Source organism: Pseudomonas sp. TE3911 (assembly GCF_054062775.1).
Window position 1 is genome coordinate 6033951 of sequence record NZ_JBSSFP010000001.1, and the last position, 18030, is coordinate 6051980.

The window sequence follows — 18030 nt, forward strand, 5'->3', positions numbered from 1 at the left end:
GTTACCCCTGAATGGAACCCGCCAGTTCGAAAATCGGCATGTACAGCATGAACACGATCAAGCCGATCAGCCCGCCCACCACCAGCATCAACAGTGGCTCGAACACCTTGCTGAACAGCTCAATGGCGCGCTCCAGTGCCTCATCGTGAAACTGCGCGATGCGCTCACACATGGCCGCCAATTCGCCGCTTTGCTCGCCCACCCGCAACAGGCGTTCGGCGACGGCGGTGGTCAGTTGATGGCGGGCGAGGGCGGTAGAGAGGGGTTGGCCGGCCTGGATATCGGTCATGGCTTGGCGCAAGGCGCCTTGACGTTCCACGGGCAGTAGCGCGCCGGACAATTCCACCGCCGTGACCACCGGCATTCCGCCCATCAGCAACATGCCTGCGGTGCGATAAAACCGCGCGAGCACAAACAGCGTGCGCTGGGCTCCCAGGCTGGGGATTTTCCAGAACAGGCCCGCTGCGCGACGCTTGAACCCGGCGCTGCGAAACATCAGCACCAGTGCGGCGATGACCAGCACCAAGCCGACCAGCATCTCCAGGCTATGGGCGTCCACCAGCGCGCCCCACCACACCATGAAGCGCGCGGTGGCTGGCAGGTCGGTGACCGCATCGAATACCGAGGCGAAGCGCGGGATCACGAAAAACAGCAAAAACAGCAGGATCAACGCGCCCACGCTGAGCACCACCAAGGGGTACATCAGGGCGCCGCTGACGCGCTTTTTGACGGTTTCCAAATGCGCTTCGAAATGATGATAGCGGCGCAGGGCCACGGCCAATTGGCCGCTGTGCTCGGAGGACGCCACGGTGGCGATCAACAGCGAAGGAAACGTCTGTGGCTTGAGCTGCATCGCCTTGGACAGTGAGTTGCCTTCATACATGGAGGCGAGCAGATCGCTCATGACCTGTCGGTTGACGCCCGGCGGCGCCTTGTCGCGCAGGGTTTCCACCGCTTCCACCAGCACCAGTCCGGCGTCCAGCAGCACCACCAGTTCCTGGATAAACAGGCCAAGGGCGAACGTGCTGCGGCGACTCGGCAGTTTGAGTTGGCGGCGGGCTTTGAGCGAGATGACTTGCACACCCTCGGCCTGCAGTTGCCGGCGCGCCTGGGAGAGGTCCACGGCGTGCAGTTGCAGGGACTGCAAATGGCCGTCGCGGATGATGCGTGCGTCGACGTCGATCATGGTGCCTGCCTCGCCAGTTGTTGGCGTTGTTGCAGTAACTCACCGTAGTAGCGCCACACCGCCCGGGCGTAGCGCGAGCGCTGCGCCTGGCGATCCGACTTGGCCCCGGCGTTGTAGGCGCCGACTGCCTGCCAGCCATAGCCCTGTTCGCGGATAAACCCGGCGAGGATCCACGCGCCGACCATCACGCTGGTGCAGGGCTGGGTAATCAGGTGTTGTTCGGTGATGCCCCATTGCGCGAGCGCAGGCAAGTGACGGCTGTTGATTTGCATCAGGCCGATGTCCTGGCTGCCGTCACTGTTGACGTTACGCGCGTGTGGGTTGAGGCCGGACTCGACCTTGGCGATGGCGTACAGCAGAAGCGGGTCAACGTGGTAACGGCTGGCCGCCAATTGCCAGCAGTTGGCCTGGGCAACGCCCATGCAGCACAACAGGGTTAAGGCAAGCGGCAGGCGGCGCATGGTGGGTCACAGCCCGTAGACGATGTCGGCGTAGGTGTTCTCACCGCCGGCTTTGCCGTCTCGGCCCAGGCAGATGATCTCTGCGTCGTTGGGCGCAGTACCGGGGTTCTTGAAGAGGTAAGGGTTGCCCCATGGGTCTGGCGGCAGTGACTTGAGGTACGGCCCTTGCCAATTGTTCGCGTTGGCGGGGCGCGTCGTGAGCGCATTCAGGCCGAGTGTTTCGTCGGGGTAGGTGCCATTGTCCAAGCGGTACTGATGCAAGGCATCGGCAAGGGACTTCATCTGCCCCTGGGCTGTTTGCACCTTGGCCAGTTCCAATCGATCAAACATCTTCGGCCCGACGTAGCTGGCGAGCAGGGCGATGATCAGCAGGACTACCAGCAGCTCAAGCAAGGTGAAACCGCAGGAGCGGGTGCGGAAAAAGGCGCGACTGTACATGGAGATACCCTGTGGGAGTGCCAAGGCACGGCGGTTGTGTAGCCATCTCCCGGCCCGCGTTTGAGCGGGCACCGCCGGTAGTACTGCATCGCTATTCGAATTACACCTCTACAACTGTAGCGTTCGTCGATATAAGGCGCCGTGAGGCGCCCTATAACGTTTGGCTCTTGGGGTTATCGAGTTAATGAATATGCGCGTCGGCTTATTTCATCTCATCCCAAGCCTGGTCCCATGCAGTGCCGGTCCCCGGTGCATAAGCCCATGCCGCGCCCGCACACCAGGCGGTGTAAGGATGCGGTTTGCAGCGATAGTTCTTGCCGCGGTTGCTCACGGTGTCTCCGGCTTTGTACGGTGTGCCCTCTACGTAGGCCGGATATTCTCCGCCGCCGCTGTCTGGAGTCACCGTGAAGTCGAACTCCGCCTGGCTGGTCTTGCCGTTTTGCTGGTCGCGCACATTCAGGCGTGCCTTGAACGGGGTCGCTTCTGTGACGGTGTAGGCGGTCCCGCTGACGTTGGCGGCGTTCTGCGCCCCGGTCATCCCAGGCACCGCCCATTGGTAGAGCAGTTGCCCGTTGCTGCCGGTCGAGCCCGTGCCACTGAAGGTAAAAGCCTGTCCGGACTTCAACGAAGTGGGGCCGGTAATACGGGCAACCGGTGGCGCTGGGTTAACAGGCGTTTCCCCACCCGGAATGATGGCCATCGCCTTGGAGTAACCCTCGGCCAGGACGAACACCGAGTTAGCCCTTGGGTCGGCTGAGTTGAACACAATGGTGGCGCCGTCTTTCTCCCCGATTTTGGCGATACTCGAATTGACCTGACCGGCCAATTGCTGGCCCCAGACTTTCGCGTCCAAATTGGCCTGGGTGATCGGCAGGGTTATGTCGACGACTTCCTTGGCTTGCGGGGTGTTGTCGAGGATGCGGAAGTGCACGGCGTCACCGGGCTTGAGATCATTCATCACGGTGTCGATGAATTGGCCAAGATCGTACCAGCGCTCTGGAACGGCGGCGCCGACGAGGTTGATATCGCTGCAGTTGTAGAACCCTTCCCCGGCCGGGTCAATGCGCTGCCATTGCACAAAGAGCGTCGCCTTGCCGGACTGCTGTGCCGGAACCGGAACTGACATCTTGAAGTAGCCCGAAGCCGAAATAGCCGGTGGCTTGTTGCCCCAGTTGGTTTGCGCGACCGTGAATTGCTCGGTGTGGATAAGGGTCAAGTCATTCCAGGTCAAGGGCGCGCGGGTAGGGTCAAAGCCTGGTTTGGTCAGGAACACCCGCGCAAAACTGGGCACGTGGGGCGCCGTGCCAATGATGCGCACGTCCATCTTGCCGTTTTGAGGCGTCACGTCGGTGCGGTGCCAATCATCCGACACCAGGTTCAGACCGTCTTTTTTGCTGTCGGCTGCCGAGCAGAGCGTGCCGTCGGGCACCTCCCGTTTGACGGTCTCCAGGTCTTCATAACCGGGGGCTCGGATCAAATGCGCGACTTCATTCCATTGCTGGCCTGGGTACTGTCCACTTTTCCTGGCCAAGGCTGCGCACCCAGCGTCGCTGGGGCTACCTGACCAAAAGTCCGGGAGCATCTTGCAGTAGATCTGTCGTGCGACGGGGGTATCCACGCCGCCATGGGCTATCGCTAGCGCCGGCATCAGAATTGCCAGTGCGAGCACCCAGTTAATCAAGTTCCTTGTGTAGCGCTGTAGGTTATTCATGTTGTAGTCCGCCTCAATTCAGATAGAAAAGTTCCGAACGGCTGGAACCATCAGTGTGTGTGCAAGGGCATCATTGGTTGGGCTGGTCTCCACGGGGAGCGCTGGGGATTGGAGGGTTACTCTGTCCAGGGCCGTACAGAAACACCCACCCTTGATAACTGCCTTGCCCTGTAAAACTCTGATTGATCACCGCAAAGTTGCTTTGCTTGAACGGCGTGCCGCTGGCGTTGCTGAACACGCCCATGATCGTTTCACCCGGCCCCGGGACCACGCCCCAATCGGCGGTGCCGGTCAGCGGGTCGTCATAGACCCGGCGCAGGTAGCGCTTGATGGTCGGTTGGCGGCGGTCCAGCACCAAATCTTCGAGGGACTTGGGGAACGTATTACCGGCGGCGTAGTACAGGCCGATCGCCCGCCGAATCTCATTGCCTCGCGCCAGCAGTTCCAACTCACGCTCGCGCTGCAACACGCTGGACCACAGCGTGCCTGTTTCCATCAACATCACCGCCACCACGGCCACTGTCACCAACATGCCCATGAACACCGAGCCGTCCTGGCTGTGTTTACCAGTCTGCATAGGCGCTCCCGTCGTGGGCGCTGCCGGGCGCACCGCTGCGCACGTCGCCCAGGCCTTGTTCGTCGGAGGGTTGCAGTTGCCAGGTGTCGCGCTTGCCGGTGAGCGGGTCCATGGGGATTTCGCGCAAATAGCGCCGGTCGACCAGGGCTTGCAGGGACTCGGGATTGTTGCCGTGGTCTTCACGGTATTGGTCCAGGGCCTGGCGGATGGAGGACAGGTTATGGCGCAGCACGGTTTCCTGGGCCTTGGCGTGCTGGCGAAAATACTGGGGCGTCACGAGGGTCATGAGGGTGGCGATGATAGCCATCACCACCAGCAACTCGATCAGGGTAAAACCCCGATTACCACTGGCTGTATGACGTTCCATTCAAACTCTCCCGAGTGCTGCGGGACGAAACGTCGAATACATCTTCCCCCTCTTGTGGGTTATCAGCGGTGCTCTTGTAACTGCGCAGTTGCCAGGTTTGCGCGGGCAACAGTTCCGGACACTCGCAGACGGGGTCGCGGGGGATGCGGCGCAGGAAGAAGAGTTTTTTGCCTTTGAGATCGGTCTTGTCCGTGACCCCCTCGACTAATGCTTGGAGGGAGGGTGGATAACCGCTGTAGCTGATACTTTTTTCAATACGTCCGGCGTCGCTGGCTTCTTTGTAGGCGTCGATCCCACGGCGTATTTCCCGCAACGAGCGTTGCAGGTCAAGTTCCCTGTCGCGTTTACCCATCAACGCCGTCAGCGGATAAGCCACTGTCGAAAGCGTGGCCAGTAGGGCCAGCGTCAGTAGTAATTCAATCAGCGTAAAACCTTTGGCGCAGTGATGGCTGGAATGACCCCGCCCTATCACTGATCTATCTCCCTCTATCGCGCCAAGGACTTCTGCATTAACCCAGGCCAATGGATATAACTGCAAAAGTGAGTGTAGATGAACTTTGAATCTGAGTATTTTTTGTACAGTTGGCCGATAAGCGGTGGTTACCCACAATCACTGTGCACGTGCCTGTGGATAAGGTGTTTGTGGTTGTCCACAGAGCTTGTAAATCAAGGCCTACAGCGCGCTGTACGAAAAACAACCAGGCTAAGTGGCGGTTTTTACAGGCGTTTTGATGTGGATAAGGACGCTGCCCATTCTCGACTTGCCCCCAAACTCTGTTGGCGGTTCTGTGGATAAGATGTTCGCTATCAGCTACAGGCCATATAAACAGCGGCTCTCAGTGAGTTGGTTGTATTTTGATCAATTCGGCCTTTTTGTTCCGCTAAACCGGTAGATGCCCCGGTTTATGAAGGTTTGAGGCGGTTTTCCACAGCGTCGCCAGAGTTGCCCCCAAAGTCTGTTGGCGGATCTGTGGATAAGGTGTTTGCGTACCGCTGTGGGCTTTGTATTACGTGGCTTGCAGACTATTGATCATAAATTGATCAAAGCAGGGCGAAACCCGTGGAGTTGAATAAGTCACGGATTTTCTTCAGTTAATTTTGGACAAGTAAGCCAGTTGCCCACAATTACTGTGGGTGGCTTTGTGGATAAGTTGTTGGGTAAAGGCTGGAGGGCGCGCAGGCAGAGGCTTGCGAGAGATTTGATCAAATATTGAGCAGTGTGAGGTTCAAGTGCGGGAGGGGGCTTGTCCCCCTCCCACCTTGTTGAGCTGCGGGTATCGGTTATTCGTGTGCAGCCACGCCTTTGAGGTAAGGCGCCGGTGCAGCGCCCAGATTGCTCAGCAGGCGCTCGCTGTACCAGTCCACAAAGTTCACCACGCCGAACTCATAGGTCTTGGAGTACGGCCCTGGCTGGTAAGCGGTGGAGTTGATCCCGCGCTGGTTCTCTTCGGCCAAGCGACGGTCCTGGTCGTTGGTGGCGTCCCACACTTGGCGCATGCGCTCCACGTCGTAGTCCACGCCTTCGACGGCGTCCTTGTGCACGATCCACTTGGTGGTGACCATGGTTTCCTGGGCGCTGATTGGCCACACGGTGAACACGATGATGTGATCGCCCATGCAGTGGTTCCAGGAATGCGGCAGGTGCAGGATGCGCATCGAGCCCAGATCGGGGTTTTTGATGCGGCCCATCAGCTTGGCGCAGCCTTGCTTGCCGTCCAGCGTCATCGACACAGTGCCCTTGAGCAGCGGCATGCGCACGATGCGGTTGCGCAGGCCGAAGCTGGCGTGGGCGTAAGGAATTTTTTCCGCGTCCCAAGCGGCTGCGGAGGCGGCCACGTGGTCCTTGAACGCCTGGTCGGCGCGCGGGTCGGTGACATCGTCCCATTCCAGCAGGGTCTTGAGCAGTTCCGGGTGCGAGGCGTTGCAGTGGTAGCACTCGCGGTTGTTTTCCAGCACCAGCTTCCAGTTGGCTTTTTCCATCAAGGTGGTTTGCACCGCCACCTTGGTGTTCTCCATGTCGTACGGTTCCATGTAGTGGTTCAGGGTCGACAGGAAGTCATCAATGGCCGGCGGGTTCTCGGCCAGGCTGATGAAGATGTAGCCACCGGCGGTCTTCACGTTCACCGGCTTCAAACCGTACTGCTTCATGTCGAAGTCGGCGCCCATTTCGGTACCGGCAAACAGCAGGCGGCCGTCCAGCTCGTAAGTCCACTGGTGGTAGTGACACACCAGTTTGGCGACCTTGCCCTTGTCACTGGTGCACAGGCGCGAACCACGATGGCGGCAGACGTTGTGGAACGCATGCACCACGCCTTCGGCGCCACGAATCACGATGATCGGGTTCTTGCCGATTTGCAGGGTCAGGTAGTTGCCCTTGGCGGGAATTTCGCAGGTCATGCCGGCGATCAACCACTCTTTCTGGAAAATCTCCTGCATGTCGATATCAAACAGCCGGTCATCAGAGTAGAACGGCTGCGGCAGCGAAAACGTGCGCTCGCGCTCTTGCAGCATTTGCGCGGTGGCCTTGCGTGCGGGTTCCAGCGGATCGCCCAAGCTTAAGGTTGCGGTGACGTCCATCGTGTGTGTCCTCATGGCCATTCTGTGTGGCCGGCGAATAGTGGCTACGGTTGATGCTATGCAAGGCGTAAAGAAAGCGTAGTTGTTGGGTGCGAGTGTGGGGCCGGCGTTGCGACGATCCTTATCCATGGGCGACATGGCCCAATCTGATCCCGACGCGCAACCCCCTGTCGTTGGGGGCTGGTCGCGATAAGTATGTGAATGTCGCAGATAGGTAAATGGGTGGTTCTCGCGTTACGCAGAATCGCCACCATAAAGCCGAATATCGGCAGTGGAGAATCAGCATGTCCAACAGTTTCCTGAATCCAGTAACTACCCAGACCTGGGCCAATGGTCGGCACATCGTCCGTTGCGTCAAAGTCATCCAGGAAACCTGGGACGTGCGCACCTTTTGCTTCATGGCCGACCAGCCGATCCTGTTCTTTTTCAAGCCGGGGCAATTTGTCACCCTGGAGCTGGAAATCGAAGGCCAGCCGATCATGCGCTCGTACACGATTTCGAGCTCGCCCTCGGTGCCTTACAGCTTTTCGGTGACCATCAAGCGTGTGCCGGGCGGCAAGGTGTCCAACTGGCTGCACGACACGCTGCACGAAGGCCAGGAACTGGCGGTACACGGACCGGTGGGGTTGTTCAACGCCATCGACTTCCCAAGCCCCAAAGTCTTGTACCTCAGCGGTGGGGTGGGGATTACTCCCGTGATGTCCATGGCGCGTTGGTTCTACGACACCAACGCCAATGTCGACATGACCTTTATCCACAGCGCCCGCTCGCCCAAAGACATCATTTACCACCGCGAGCTGGAGCACATGGCGTCGCGGATCGATAACTTCAGCCTGCACCTGATTTGTGAGAAGCACGGTCTGGGCGAGCCTTGGGCCGGTTATCGGGGCTACCTGAACCACAAGATGCTCGAACTGATGGTGCCCGACTTCCTGGAGCGCGAAGTGTTCTGCTGCGGCCCGACGCCGTACATGAACGCGGTCAAGCGCCTGCTGGAAGTGGCCGGGTTCGACATGGCGCGCTATCACGAGGAATCCTTCGGTGCGACGCCGCCGGAAGCTCGTGCCGATGCGGTGGAACAAGCCGAACAAGCGGCCGACGCGCCGGAAATCGATTTGGCAGACCTGCATCAGGTGGAATTCATTTCGTCAGGCAAGAGCATCCGCGTGGCGCCGGGCGAAACCGTGCACGCAGCGGCGGCCAAGCTTGGGCTGTTGATCCCGAAAGCTTGCGGCATGGGCATTTGCGGAACGTGCAAGGTGATGAAGCTGGGCGGGGAGGTCGAGATGGACCACAACGGCGGGATCACCGAGGAAGACGAAGCCGACGGTTACATCCTGTCGTGCTGCAGCGTGCCGAAAGGGGATGTGCGTATCGAGTTCTGATTGCTCAAGCAGGCACAACACAGTCCAAATGTGGGAGGGGGCTTGCTCCCGATAGCAGAGTGTCAGTCACTGCATGTGCAAGCTGACCCACTGCCATCGGGAGCAAGCCCCCTCCCACATTTTTTATGTACATCAGTGAGTGATTGTCAGGCGCCCATGACTTCGCGGATGTCTGCGGCCAGTTCGCGCACGCGCTCTTCCTCCAGGCACAACACAGTCCACATGTGGGAGGGGGCTTGCTCCCGATAGCAGGGTGTCAGTCACTGCATGTGCAAGCTGACCCACCGCCATCGGGAGCAAGCCCCCTCCCACATTTTTATGTCCATCAGTGAGTCATTGTCAGGCACCCATGACTTCGCGGATGTCTGCGGCCAGTTCGCACACGCTCTTCCTCCAGGCACAACACAGTCCAGATGTGGGAGGGGGCTTGCTCCCGATAGCAGAGTGTCAGCCACTGCATGTGCAAGCTGACCCATCGCCATCGGGAGCAAGCCCCCTCCCACATTTTTTTATGTACATCAGTGATGTCATTGTCAGGCGCCCATGACTTCGCGGATGTCTGCGGCCAGTTCGCGCACGCGCTCTTCCTCCAGGCACAACACAGTCCACATGTGGGAGGGGGCTTGCTCCCGATAGCAGAGTGTCAGCCACTGCATGTGCAAGCTGACCCACCGCCATCGGGAGCAAGCCCCCTCCCACATTTTTTATGCACATCAGTGAGTGATTGTCAGGCGCCCATGACTTCGCGGACGTCTGCGGCCAGTTCGCGCACGCTCTTCCTCCAGGCACAACACAGTCCAAATGTGGGAGGGGGCTTGCTCCCGATAGCAGAGTGTCAGCCACTGCATGTGCAGGCTGACCCACCGCCATCGGGAGCAAGCCCCCTCCCACATTTTTATGTCCATCAGTGAGTCATTGTCAGGCACCCATGACTTCGCGGATGTCTGCGGCCAGTTCGCACACGCTCTTCCTCCAGGCACAACACAGTCCAGATGTGGGAGGGGGCTTGCTCCCGATAGCAGAGTGTCAGCCACTGCATGTGCAAGCTGACCCACCGCCATCGGGAGCAAGCCCCCTCCCACATTTTTTATGTACATCAGTGAGTCATTGTCAGGCGCCCATGACTTCGCGGATGTCTGCGGCCAGTTCGCGCACGCTCTTCCTCCAGGCACAACACAGTCCACATGTGGGAGGGGGCTTGCTCCCGATAGCAGAGTGTCAGTCACTGCATGTGCAAGCTGACCCATCGCCATCGGGAGCAAGCCCCCTCCCACATTTTTTTATGTACATCAGTGAGTCATTGTCAGGCGCCCATAACTTCGCGGATGTCTGCGGCCAGTTCGCGCACGCGTTCTTCCTCGGTATCCCACGCGCACATGAATCGCGCGCCGCCTTTACCGATGAAGGTGTAGAAGCGCCAGCCCTTGGCGGTCAACGCGGCAATGGCTGGTTCCGAGAGTTGCAGGAATACGCCGTTGGCCTGTACCGGGAACATCAATTCCACGCCCGGAATATCCGCCACCAGGCTGCTAAGCAGTTGTGCGCAGTGGTTGGCGTGGCGTGCATGTTTGAGCCAGGCGTCGTTTTCCAGCAGCCCCACCCATGGCGCCGACAGGAAGCGCATTTTCGACGCGAGCTGGCCGGCCTGTTTGCAGCGGTAGTCGAAGTCTTCGGCCAGCTTGTGGTTGAAGAACAGGATCGCTTCCCCCACGGCCATGCCGTTCTTTGTGCCGCCAAAGCACAGTACGTCCACACCGGCTTTCCAAGTCAGGTCTGCTGGCGAGCAGCCGAGGAAGGCGCAGGCGTTGGAAAAGCGCGCGCCGTCCATGTGCAGGTTCAGGCCCAGTTCTTTGCAAGTGGCGCTGATGGCGCGGATTTCTTCCGGGATGTACACGCTGCCGACTTCAGTGGCTTGGGTCAGGGTGACTACGCGGGGTTTGGGGTAATGGATGTCTTGGCGTTTGAGCGCGATCTCGCGGATCGATTCCGGGGTCAGCTTGCCGTTTTCGGTGCGGGCTACGAGCAGCTTGGAGCCGTTGGAGAAAAACTCTGGCGCGCCGCATTCGTCGGTTTCGACGTGGGCCGTTTCCGAGCAAATCACGCTATGGTAGCTCTGGCACAAGGAGGACAGCGCCAGTGAGTTGGCGGCGGTGCCGTTGAAGGCGAAGAACACTTCGCAGTCGGTTTCGAACAGGTTGCGGAAACCGTCGGCGGCGCGGTGGGTCCATTCATCATCGCCATAGGCGCGTTGATGGCCTTGGTTGGCTTGTTCCATGGCGGCCCAGGCTTCCGGGCAAATGCCCGAATAGTTGTCACTGGCGAATTGTTGGCTCTTGTCGGTCATGGCCCATTCCTGTGGTCGATGTTGGTGCGCACTTTAACCAAGATTGTCGGGCGTACGCACGCTCTGTAAATGCAAAGTCACTGGGGAATTATGCACGGTACTGAAACGATACCTGTCGGACGTGTCCGTGATGGCGCTTTGGATTTGCTCAAGTGGCTGGCGCTGCTGAGCATGGTGCTCGACCACCTGCGTTATGTCGGCTTGAGCCTCGATGGCCTCTACGTACCGGGGCGCTTGGCGTTCCCGTGGTTTTGCCTGGCGATTGCGGCGAACCTGCACCGCGTCGCAAACGCACCGGTGACTGGGCATTGGCGTTACCTGGGCTGGCTGCTGCTGTTCAGTGTGATCAGCGAAGTGCCGTACCGGATGTTTATCGACGATGCCGATACGTTGAATGTGCTGCCGACCTTGGCCTTGGGCTTGCTGGTTGCCCGAGGATGGCAGCAGAAGGCGCTTATTGATCGAGGATTGGCGTTGATCGCCGCCACGATAGCGGCCGTATTTTCATCCCACTTAATGTTCGGTTTCTTTGGTGTATTGCTGCCATTGGCGATGCTGCTGGTGTTTAGTCGGCCTTGGTATTTCAGTGTGTTGCCGGGCCTGGTCTGCGTCGCGGCCAACCAGTGGCAGATCCTGCTCAATAGCGGCACGCCGGTGGCGCTGTTGGGGTTGGCTGCATGCCTGGTTGCGCCATTGGCCGGATTGGTCTTATTGCGACATGCCAAAACCGCCGGGCCCCCGGCCATGCGTCGTTGGGCGTATGTGCTCTATCCCGCGCATTTCCTGCTGCTGCTACTCCTTCGCAAGTTCATCACCTGACCCATTGTGGGAGGGGGCTTGCTCCCGATAGCGGTGTGTCAGCCACAGCATGTGCAAGCTGATCCACCGCTATCGGGAGCAAGCCCCCTCCCACATTTGTTCTGTGTTGTTCCGGCAATGTCGTAAACGCACCTTTGCGTGGCGTCCGTAGGCATTTGGCCTGTCTGCGCCAGCCCTACCATCGCATCAAAGGGCCCTGCGACGGGCCTCAACAATACGAAAGGCTGGGAGAGACGCGATGTTCAGCAAACAAGACCAGATCCAGGGATATGACGACGCACTGCTGGCGGCCATGAATGCCGAAGAGCAGCGTCAGGAAGATCATATCGAGCTGATCGCGTCGGAGAACTACACCAGCAAGCGTGTGATGGAAGCTCAAGGCAGCGGCCTCACCAACAAATACGCCGAAGGCTACCCAGGCAAGCGCTACTACGGCGGCTGCGAGCACGTGGACAAGGTTGAAGCCCTGGCCATCGAGCGCGCCAAGCAACTGTTCGGCGCCGATTACGCCAACGTGCAGCCACACTCCGGTTCGTCTGCCAACAGCGCTGTGTACCTGGCGTTGATCAATGCCGGCGACACCATCCTGGGCATGAGCCTGGCCCACGGCGGTCACCTGACCCACGGCGCCAAAGTGTCGTCCTCGGGCAAGCTCTACAACGCGGTGCAGTACGGCATCAACACGGATACCGGCTTGATCGACTACGACGAAGTCGAGCGCCTGGCCGTCGAGCACAAGCCGAAAATGGTGGTGGCCGGTTTCTCTGCCTACTCCAAGACCCTGGATTTCCCACGTTTTCGCGCCATCGCTGACAAAGTCGGCGCGCTGCTGTTCGTCGACATGGCCCACGTCGCCGGCCTGGTCGCCGCCGGCCTGTACCCGAACCCACTGCCCTACGCAGACGTGGTCACCACCACCACCCACAAAACCCTGCGCGGTCCACGTGGCGGTTTGATCCTGGCCAAGGCCAACGAAGAAATTGAAAAGAAACTCAACGCCGCCGTGTTCCCTGGCGCCCAGGGCGGCCCGCTGATGCATGTGATCGCCGGCAAGGCCGTGTGCTTCAAGGAAGCCCAGGAGCCAGGCTTCAAGGTCTACCAGCAGCAGGTGATCGACAACGCCCAGGCCATGGCCGGCGTGTTTATCAAACGCGGCTACGATGTAGTGTCCGGCGGCACCGATAACCACTTGTTCCTGGTCAGCCTGATCCGTCAGGGCCTCACCGGCAAAGAGGCGGATGCCGCCCTCGGTCGCGCCCACATCACCGTCAACAAAAACGCCGTGCCGAATGACCCGCAGTCGCCGTTCGTGACCTCGGGCCTGCGCATTGGCACCCCGGCGGTGACCACGCGCGGTTTCAAAGTGACGCAGTGTGTTGAGTTGGCTGGTTGGATCTGCGACATCCTCGACAACCTCGGCGATGCCGACGTCGAGGCCAACGTGGCCAAGCACGTGTCTGCCCTGTGCGCTGATTTCCCGGTTTATCGCTGAGCGCGGTTTTGGAGTAATGACTATGCAACGCTACTCGGGCTTCGGCCTCTTCAAGCACTCCCTCAGCCACCACGAAAACTGGCAGAAGATGTGGCGCACGCCGACCCCGAAAAAGGTCTACGACGTGGTTATCGTCGGCGGCGGCGGGCATGGTCTGGCGACCGCCTACTACCTGGCGAAAGAGCACGGCATCACCAACGTGGCCGTGGTCGAGAAAGGCTGGCTGGGCGGCGGTAACACCGCGCGCAACACCACCATCGTGCGTTCCAACTACCTGTGGGATGAGTCGGCGCACCTGTACGAACACGCGATGAAACTGTGGGAAGGCCTGTCCCAGGACCTGAACTACAACGTGATGTTCTCTCAGCGTGGCGTCTACAACCTGTGCCACACCCTGCAGGACATCCGTGATTCCGAGCGCCGTGTGAGCGCCAACCGCCTCAACGGCGTGGACGGCGAGCTGCTCAATGCCAAGCAAGTGGCCGACGAGATTCCGTACCTGGATTGTTCCAAGAACACCCGCTACCCGGTGCTTGGCGCCACCGTACAACGTCGCGGCGGCGTTGCCCGTCACGATGCCGTGGCCTGGGGTTTTGCCCGTGCCGCTGACGCACTCGGCGTGGACTTGATCCAGCAGACCGAAGTGATCGGTTTCCGCAAGGAAAACGGCGTGTGCATCGGTGTGGAAACCAACAAGGGCTTTATCGGCGCCAAGCGCGTCGGTGTGGTGACGGCGGGTAACTCCGGCCACATGGCTTCGCTCGCCGGTTTCCGCCTGCCGATCGAATCCCACCCGCTGCAAGCGTTGGTGTCGGAGCCGATCAAGCCGATTATCGACAGCGTGATCATGTCCAACGCCGTGCACGGTTACATCAGCCAGTCCGACAAGGGCGACCTGGTGATCGGCGCCGGTATCGACGGCTACAACGGCTACGGCCAGCGCGGCTCGTACCCGGTGATCGAACACACCATCCAGGCCATCGTCGAGATGTTCCCGGTGCTGTCGCGCGTGCGCATGAACCGTCAGTGGGGCGGCATCGTTGACACCACGCCGGACGCCTGCCCGATCATCTCCAAGACCCCAGTGCCGAACATGTTCTTCAACTGCGGTTGGGGCACCGGTGGCTTCAAGGCTACGCCGGGCTCAGGCAACGTGTTTGCCGCGAGTCTCGCCAAGGGTGAAATGCACCCATTGGCTGCACCTTTCTCCATCGACCGTTTCCACAACGGTGCGTTGATCGACGAACACGGCGCTGCGGCCGTCGCCCACTAACAGGAGAAATTTCCTATGTTGCATATCTTCTGTCCTCACTGTGGCGAACTGCGCTCCGAAGAGGAATTTCACGCGTCCGGCCAAGCGCACATCCCGCGCCCGCTGGACCCGAATGCCTGCACCGACGAGCAGTGGGGCGACTACATGTTCTTCCGCGACAACCCGCGCGGCCTGCATCACGAACTGTGGATCCATGCCGCCGGTTGTCGCCAATATTTCAACGCGACCCGCGACACCGTGACCTACGAAATTCTTGAAACCTACAAGATCGGTGAGAAGCCGCAATTCACCGCCAAGGCCTCTGGAGAGAAGGTATGAGCCAGATCAATCGCCTGTCCAACGGTGGCCGGATCGACCGGAATAAAGTCCTGACCTTCAGCTTCAACGGCCAGAGCTACAAAGGCTTTGAAGGCGATACCCTGGCCGCTGCATTGCTGGCCAACGGCGTCGACATCATTGGCCGCAGCTTCAAGTACTCGCGCCCACGGGGCATCTTTGCTGCCGGCGCTGAAGAGCCAAACGCGGTGCTGCAGATCGGCGCCACCGAAGCCACGCAAATCCCTAACGTGCGCGCCACGCAACAGGCGCTGTACCAAGGCCTGGTCGCCACCAGCACCAACGGCTGGCCGAGCGTCAACAACGACATGATGGGCATTCTCGGCAAGGTCGGCGGCAAGCTGATGCCGCCGGGTTTCTACTACAAAACCTTCATGTACCCGCAATCGTTCTGGATGACCTACGAGAAGTACATCCGTAAGGCCGCAGGGCTGGGTCGCTCGCCGACCGAGAACGACCCGGACACCTACGACAACTTCAACCGTCACTGCGACGTGCTGGTGGTCGGCGCAGGCCCCGCCGGCCTCGCTGCTGCACTGGCTGCTGCGCGCAGCGGTGCCCGCGTGATCATCGCCGATGAGCAGGAAGAGTTCGGCGGTTCGCTGCTTGATTCCCGCGAAAGCCTCGACGGCAAGCCGGCCACTGAATGGGTCGCGAGTGTCATCGCTGAACTGAAATCCCTGCCGGACGTGGTGCTGCTGCCCCGCGCCACTGTCAACGGCTACCACGACCATAACTTCTTGACCATTCACGAGCGCCTCACCGATCACTTGGGTGACCGTGCGCCGATTGGTGTGGTGCGCCAGCGCATCCACCGCGTGCGTGCCAAGCGTGTGGTCCTGGCGACCGGTGCTTGCGAGCGTCCGCTGGTGTACGGCAACAACGACGTGCCGGGCAATATGCTCGCGGGTGCGGTTTCCACCTACGTGCGTCGCTATGGCGTAGCACCGGGTAAAAAGCTGGTGCTGTCGACCAACAACGACCACGCTTACCGCGTTGCGCTGGACTGGCTCGATGCCGGTCTGCAAGTGGTGGCGGTGGCTGATGTGCGCCACAACCCACGCGGCGCGCTGGTTGAAGAAGCTCGCGCCAAAGGTATTCGTATCCTCACCGGCAGCGCCGTGATCGAGGCTCGTGGCACCAAGCGCGTCACCGCTGCGCGTATCGCCGCGATCGACGTCAAGGCGCATAAAGTCACCAGCCCTGGCGAGTGGCTGGACTGCGACCTGGTGGCCAGCTCCGGCGGCTACAGCCCAGTGGTCCACTTGGCCTCGCACCTGGGTGGCAAGCCGACCTGGCGCGAAGACATCCTCGGTTTTGTACCGGGCGAAGCACCGCAGAAACGTGTGTGCGTCGGTGGCATCAACGGCGTCTACGGCCTTGGCGATTCCCTGGCGGATGGTTTTGAAGGCGGCGTACGCGCGGCCAGCGAAGCCGGTTTTGCCCCGGTGGAAGGTACGCTGCCAAAAGCCTTGAGCCGTCTGGAAGAGCCAACCCTGGCGCTGTTCCAAGTGCCTCACGAGAAAGCGACCGCACGGGCGCCGAAGCAATTTGTCGACCTGCAGAACGACGTCACCGCCGCCGCCATCGAACTCGCCACCCGCGAAGGTTTCGAGTCGGTGGAACACGTCAAACGCTACACCGCGTTGGGCTTCGGCACCGACCAGGGCAAGCTCGGCAACGTCAACGGCCTGGCGATTGCCGCGCGCTCCCTGAACGTGACCATTCCGCAGATGGGCACTACCATGTTCCGCCCCAACTACACGCCGGTGACCTTCGGCGCGGTAGCGGGCCGGCACTGTGGGCACATCTTCGAACCCGTGCGCTACACCGCGCTGCAAGCCTGGCACGTGAAAAACGGCGCCGAGTTTGAAGACGTCGGTCAGTGGAAACGCCCGTGGTACTTCCCGCGTAACGGTGAAGACCTGCACGCCGCGGTGAAACGCGAATGCCTGGCCGTGCGCGACAGCGTCGGCCTGCTGGATGCGTCCACCCTCGGCAAGATCGACATCCAGGGCCCGGATGCGCGTGAGTTCCTCAACCGCATCTACAGCAACGCCTGGACCAAGCTCGATGTGGGCAAGGCGCGTTACGGCCTGATGTGCAAGGAAGACGGCATGGTCTTCGACGACGGCGTCACCGCCTGTCTCGCCGACAACCACTTCCTGATGACCACCACCACCGGCGGCGCCGCCCGTGTGCTGCAGTGGCTGGAAATCTACCAACAGACCGAATGGCCGGACCTCAAGGTGTACTTCACCTCGGTCACCGACCATTGGGCGACCATGACCCTGTCCGGTCCTAACAGCCGCAAGCTGCTGGCCGAAGTCACCGACATCGACCTGGACAAGGACGGTTTCCCGTTCATGACCTGGAAAGAAGGCCTGGTAGGCGGTGTGCCGGCGCGGGTGTTCCGTATCTCGTTTACCGGTGAGCTGTCGTACGAAGTCAACGTGCAGGCCGACTACGCCATGGGCGTGCTGGAACAGATCGTCGCGGCCGGCAAAAAGTACAACCTGACCCCGTACGGCACCGAGACCATGCACGTACTGCGGGCAGAGAAGGGCTTCATCATCGTCGGCCAGGACACCGACGGCTCGATGACCCCGGACGACCTGAACATGGGCTGGTGCGTTGGCCGCACCAAACCGTTCTCGTGGATCGGCTGGCGTGGGATGAACCGTGAAGACTGCGTGCGCGAAGAGCGTAAGCAACTGGTGGGCTTAAAGCCGATCGACCCGACTGTGTGGTTGCCGGAAGGCGCGCAACTGGTGTTCGATCCGAAGCAGTCGATCCCGATGAAGATGGTCGGCCACGTCACCTCAAGTTATGCGCATAACTCCCTGGGCTATTCGTTTGCCATGGGCGTGGTGAAGGGCGGCTTGAAGCGCATCGGCGAGCGGGTGTTCTCACCCCAGGCGGATGGCAGCGTGATCGAGGCGGAGATTGTGTCTTCGGTGTTCTTTGATCCTAAGGGTGATCGGCAGAACATCTGATAGACCGCGGCGCGGCCATCGGAAGCAAGCCTCCTCCCACATTTTGATGGGTGAATACTTTCAAATGT

Annotated in this window: 16 protein-coding genes; 6 read left to right on the forward strand and 10 right to left on the reverse strand. The window is 60.2% G+C overall.

Translation table 11 applies throughout. From position 1 onward, the window contains the following. Window position 1 precedes the first annotated feature (1 nt). The 8 genes from ACVWXD_RS27455 to gbcA all read right to left on the reverse strand — a co-directional run bounded on the left by ACVWXD_RS27455 (window position 2) and on the right by gbcA (window position 7317). A complete protein-coding gene (locus ACVWXD_RS27455) occupies window positions 2-1186 on the reverse strand; it encodes a type II secretion system F family protein (RefSeq protein ID WP_032883996.1) in 1185 nt (394 codons plus the stop codon). Continuing rightward, window positions 1183-1647, reverse strand: coding sequence for a transglycosylase SLT domain-containing protein (locus ACVWXD_RS27460; RefSeq protein ID WP_032883995.1), 465 nt, complete (start codon window positions 1645-1647; stop codon window positions 1183-1185). Before ACVWXD_RS27460 ends, ACVWXD_RS27455 begins: the two co-directional genes overlap by 4 nt. 6 nt (window positions 1648-1653) lie before the next feature. Next, a complete protein-coding gene (gene gspG, locus ACVWXD_RS27465) occupies window positions 1654-2085 on the reverse strand; it encodes a type II secretion system major pseudopilin GspG (RefSeq protein ID WP_095185080.1) in 432 nt (143 codons plus the stop codon). 202 nt (window positions 2086-2287) lie between these two features. Further along, a complete protein-coding gene (locus tag ACVWXD_RS27470) occupies window positions 2288-3796 on the reverse strand; it encodes a lytic polysaccharide monooxygenase (protein ID WP_181642929.1) in 1509 nt (502 codons plus the stop codon). A gap of 70 nt (window positions 3797-3866) precedes the next feature. After that, the gene (locus tag ACVWXD_RS27475; RefSeq protein WP_178075193.1) at window positions 3867-4373 is read right to left on the reverse strand and encodes a type II secretion system protein; all 507 of its coding nucleotides are present in this window, start codon (window positions 4371-4373) and stop codon (window positions 3867-3869) included. Next, window positions 4360-4740, reverse strand: coding sequence for a type II secretion system protein (locus ACVWXD_RS27480; protein ID WP_032883989.1), 381 nt, complete (start codon window positions 4738-4740; stop codon window positions 4360-4362). The genes ACVWXD_RS27475 and ACVWXD_RS27480 overlap by 14 nt, the downstream gene beginning before the upstream one ends. After that, entirely contained in the window at window positions 4715-5209 is a 495-nt protein-coding gene (locus ACVWXD_RS27485) for a prepilin-type N-terminal cleavage/methylation domain-containing protein (RefSeq protein WP_181643044.1), read from the reverse strand. Before ACVWXD_RS27485 ends, ACVWXD_RS27480 begins: the two co-directional genes overlap by 26 nt. An 812-nt stretch (window positions 5210-6021) precedes the next feature. Further along, window positions 6022-7317, reverse strand: coding sequence for a glycine-betaine demethylase subunit GbcA (gene gbcA, locus ACVWXD_RS27490; RefSeq protein ID WP_032883986.1), 1296 nt, complete (start codon window positions 7315-7317; stop codon window positions 6022-6024). 284 nt (window positions 7318-7601) lie between these two features. On the opposite strand from gbcA, the gene gbcB reads away from it, so the two are divergent. Then, window positions 7602-8702: a glycine-betaine demethylase subunit GbcB gene (gene gbcB / locus ACVWXD_RS27495; RefSeq protein ID WP_032883983.1), complete on the forward strand. Its 1101-nt coding sequence runs from the start codon at window positions 7602-7604 to the stop codon at window positions 8700-8702. 533 nt (window positions 8703-9235) lie between these two features. On the opposite strand, the gene ACVWXD_RS27500 is transcribed toward gbcB, so the two are convergent. Then, entirely contained in the window at window positions 9236-9358 is a 123-nt protein-coding gene (locus tag ACVWXD_RS27500) for a hypothetical protein (protein ID WP_401382779.1), read from the reverse strand. Between the two features lie 647 nt (window positions 9359-10005). Further along, the gene (locus ACVWXD_RS27505; protein ID WP_457371531.1) at window positions 10006-11046 is read right to left on the reverse strand and encodes a threonine aldolase family protein; all 1041 of its coding nucleotides are present in this window, start codon (window positions 11044-11046) and stop codon (window positions 10006-10008) included. Between the two features lie 90 nt (window positions 11047-11136). Between ACVWXD_RS27505 and ACVWXD_RS27510 the strand changes: the two genes are divergently transcribed. The 5 genes from ACVWXD_RS27510 (at window position 11137) to ACVWXD_RS27530 (ending at window position 17962) form a co-directional block, all read left to right on the forward strand. Then, window positions 11137-11865, forward strand: a complete 729-nt coding sequence (locus ACVWXD_RS27510) for a TraX family protein (protein WP_457371532.1) — start codon at window positions 11137-11139, stop codon at window positions 11863-11865. A 238-nt stretch (window positions 11866-12103) separates the two neighbouring features. After that, a complete protein-coding gene (gene glyA / locus ACVWXD_RS27515) occupies window positions 12104-13357 on the forward strand; it encodes a serine hydroxymethyltransferase (protein WP_181642927.1) in 1254 nt (417 codons plus the stop codon). Window positions 13358-13379: 22 nt separating this feature from the next. Continuing rightward, window positions 13380-14630, forward strand: a complete 1251-nt coding sequence (locus tag ACVWXD_RS27520) for a sarcosine oxidase subunit beta (protein ID WP_010207084.1) — start codon at window positions 13380-13382, stop codon at window positions 14628-14630. 15 nt (window positions 14631-14645) lie between these two features. Beyond that, complete coding sequence (locus ACVWXD_RS27525) at window positions 14646-14948, forward strand: sarcosine oxidase subunit delta (protein ID WP_003194855.1); 303 nt, start codon at window positions 14646-14648, stop codon at window positions 14946-14948. Further along, entirely contained in the window at window positions 14945-17962 is a 3018-nt protein-coding gene (locus ACVWXD_RS27530; RefSeq protein WP_032883975.1) for a sarcosine oxidase subunit alpha, read from the forward strand. Before ACVWXD_RS27525 ends, ACVWXD_RS27530 begins: the two co-directional genes overlap by 4 nt. The last annotated feature ends 68 nt before the right edge of the window (window positions 17963-18030 follow it).

What these genes read in the sequence shown, in the direction of transcription:
- ACVWXD_RS27525 (WP_003194855.1), top strand. Translation starts at nt 14,646, where the DNA reads ATGTTGCATATCTTCTGTCCTCACTGTGGCGAACTGCGCTCCGAAGAG.
- ACVWXD_RS27510 (WP_457371532.1), top strand. Translation starts at nt 11,137, where the DNA reads ATGCACGGTACTGAAACGATACCTGTCGGACGTGTCCGTGATGGCGCT.
- gbcB (WP_032883983.1), top strand. Translation starts at nt 7,602, where the DNA reads ATGTCCAACAGTTTCCTGAATCCAGTAACTACCCAGACCTGGGCCAAT.
- ACVWXD_RS27520 (WP_010207084.1), top strand. Translation starts at nt 13,380, where the DNA reads ATGCAACGCTACTCGGGCTTCGGCCTCTTCAAGCACTCCCTCAGCCAC.
- gspG (WP_095185080.1), bottom strand. Translation starts at nt 2,085, where the DNA reads ATGTACAGTCGCGCCTTTTTCCGCACCCGCTCCTGCGGTTTCACCTTG.
- ACVWXD_RS27475 (WP_178075193.1), bottom strand. Translation starts at nt 4,373, where the DNA reads ATGCAGACTGGTAAACACAGCCAGGACGGCTCGGTGTTCATGGGCATG.
- ACVWXD_RS27500 (WP_401382779.1), bottom strand. Translation starts at nt 9,358, where the DNA reads ATGCAGTGGCTGACACTCTGCTATCGGGAGCAAGCCCCCTCCCACATG.
- ACVWXD_RS27505 (WP_457371531.1), bottom strand. Translation starts at nt 11,046, where the DNA reads ATGACCGACAAGAGCCAACAATTCGCCAGTGACAACTATTCGGGCATT.
- ACVWXD_RS27460 (WP_032883995.1), bottom strand. Translation starts at nt 1,647, where the DNA reads ATGCGCCGCCTGCCGCTTGCCTTAACCCTGTTGTGCTGCATGGGCGTT.
- gbcA (WP_032883986.1), bottom strand. Translation starts at nt 7,317, where the DNA reads ATGGACGTCACCGCAACCTTAAGCTTGGGCGATCCGCTGGAACCCGCA.
- glyA (WP_181642927.1), top strand. Translation starts at nt 12,104, where the DNA reads ATGTTCAGCAAACAAGACCAGATCCAGGGATATGACGACGCACTGCTG.
- ACVWXD_RS27530 (WP_032883975.1), top strand. Translation starts at nt 14,945, where the DNA reads ATGAGCCAGATCAATCGCCTGTCCAACGGTGGCCGGATCGACCGGAAT.
- ACVWXD_RS27470 (WP_181642929.1), bottom strand. Translation starts at nt 3,796, where the DNA reads ATGAATAACCTACAGCGCTACACAAGGAACTTGATTAACTGGGTGCTC.
- ACVWXD_RS27480 (WP_032883989.1), bottom strand. Translation starts at nt 4,740, where the DNA reads ATGGAACGTCATACAGCCAGTGGTAATCGGGGTTTTACCCTGATCGAG.
- ACVWXD_RS27455 (WP_032883996.1), bottom strand. Translation starts at nt 1,186, where the DNA reads ATGATCGACGTCGACGCACGCATCATCCGCGACGGCCATTTGCAGTCC.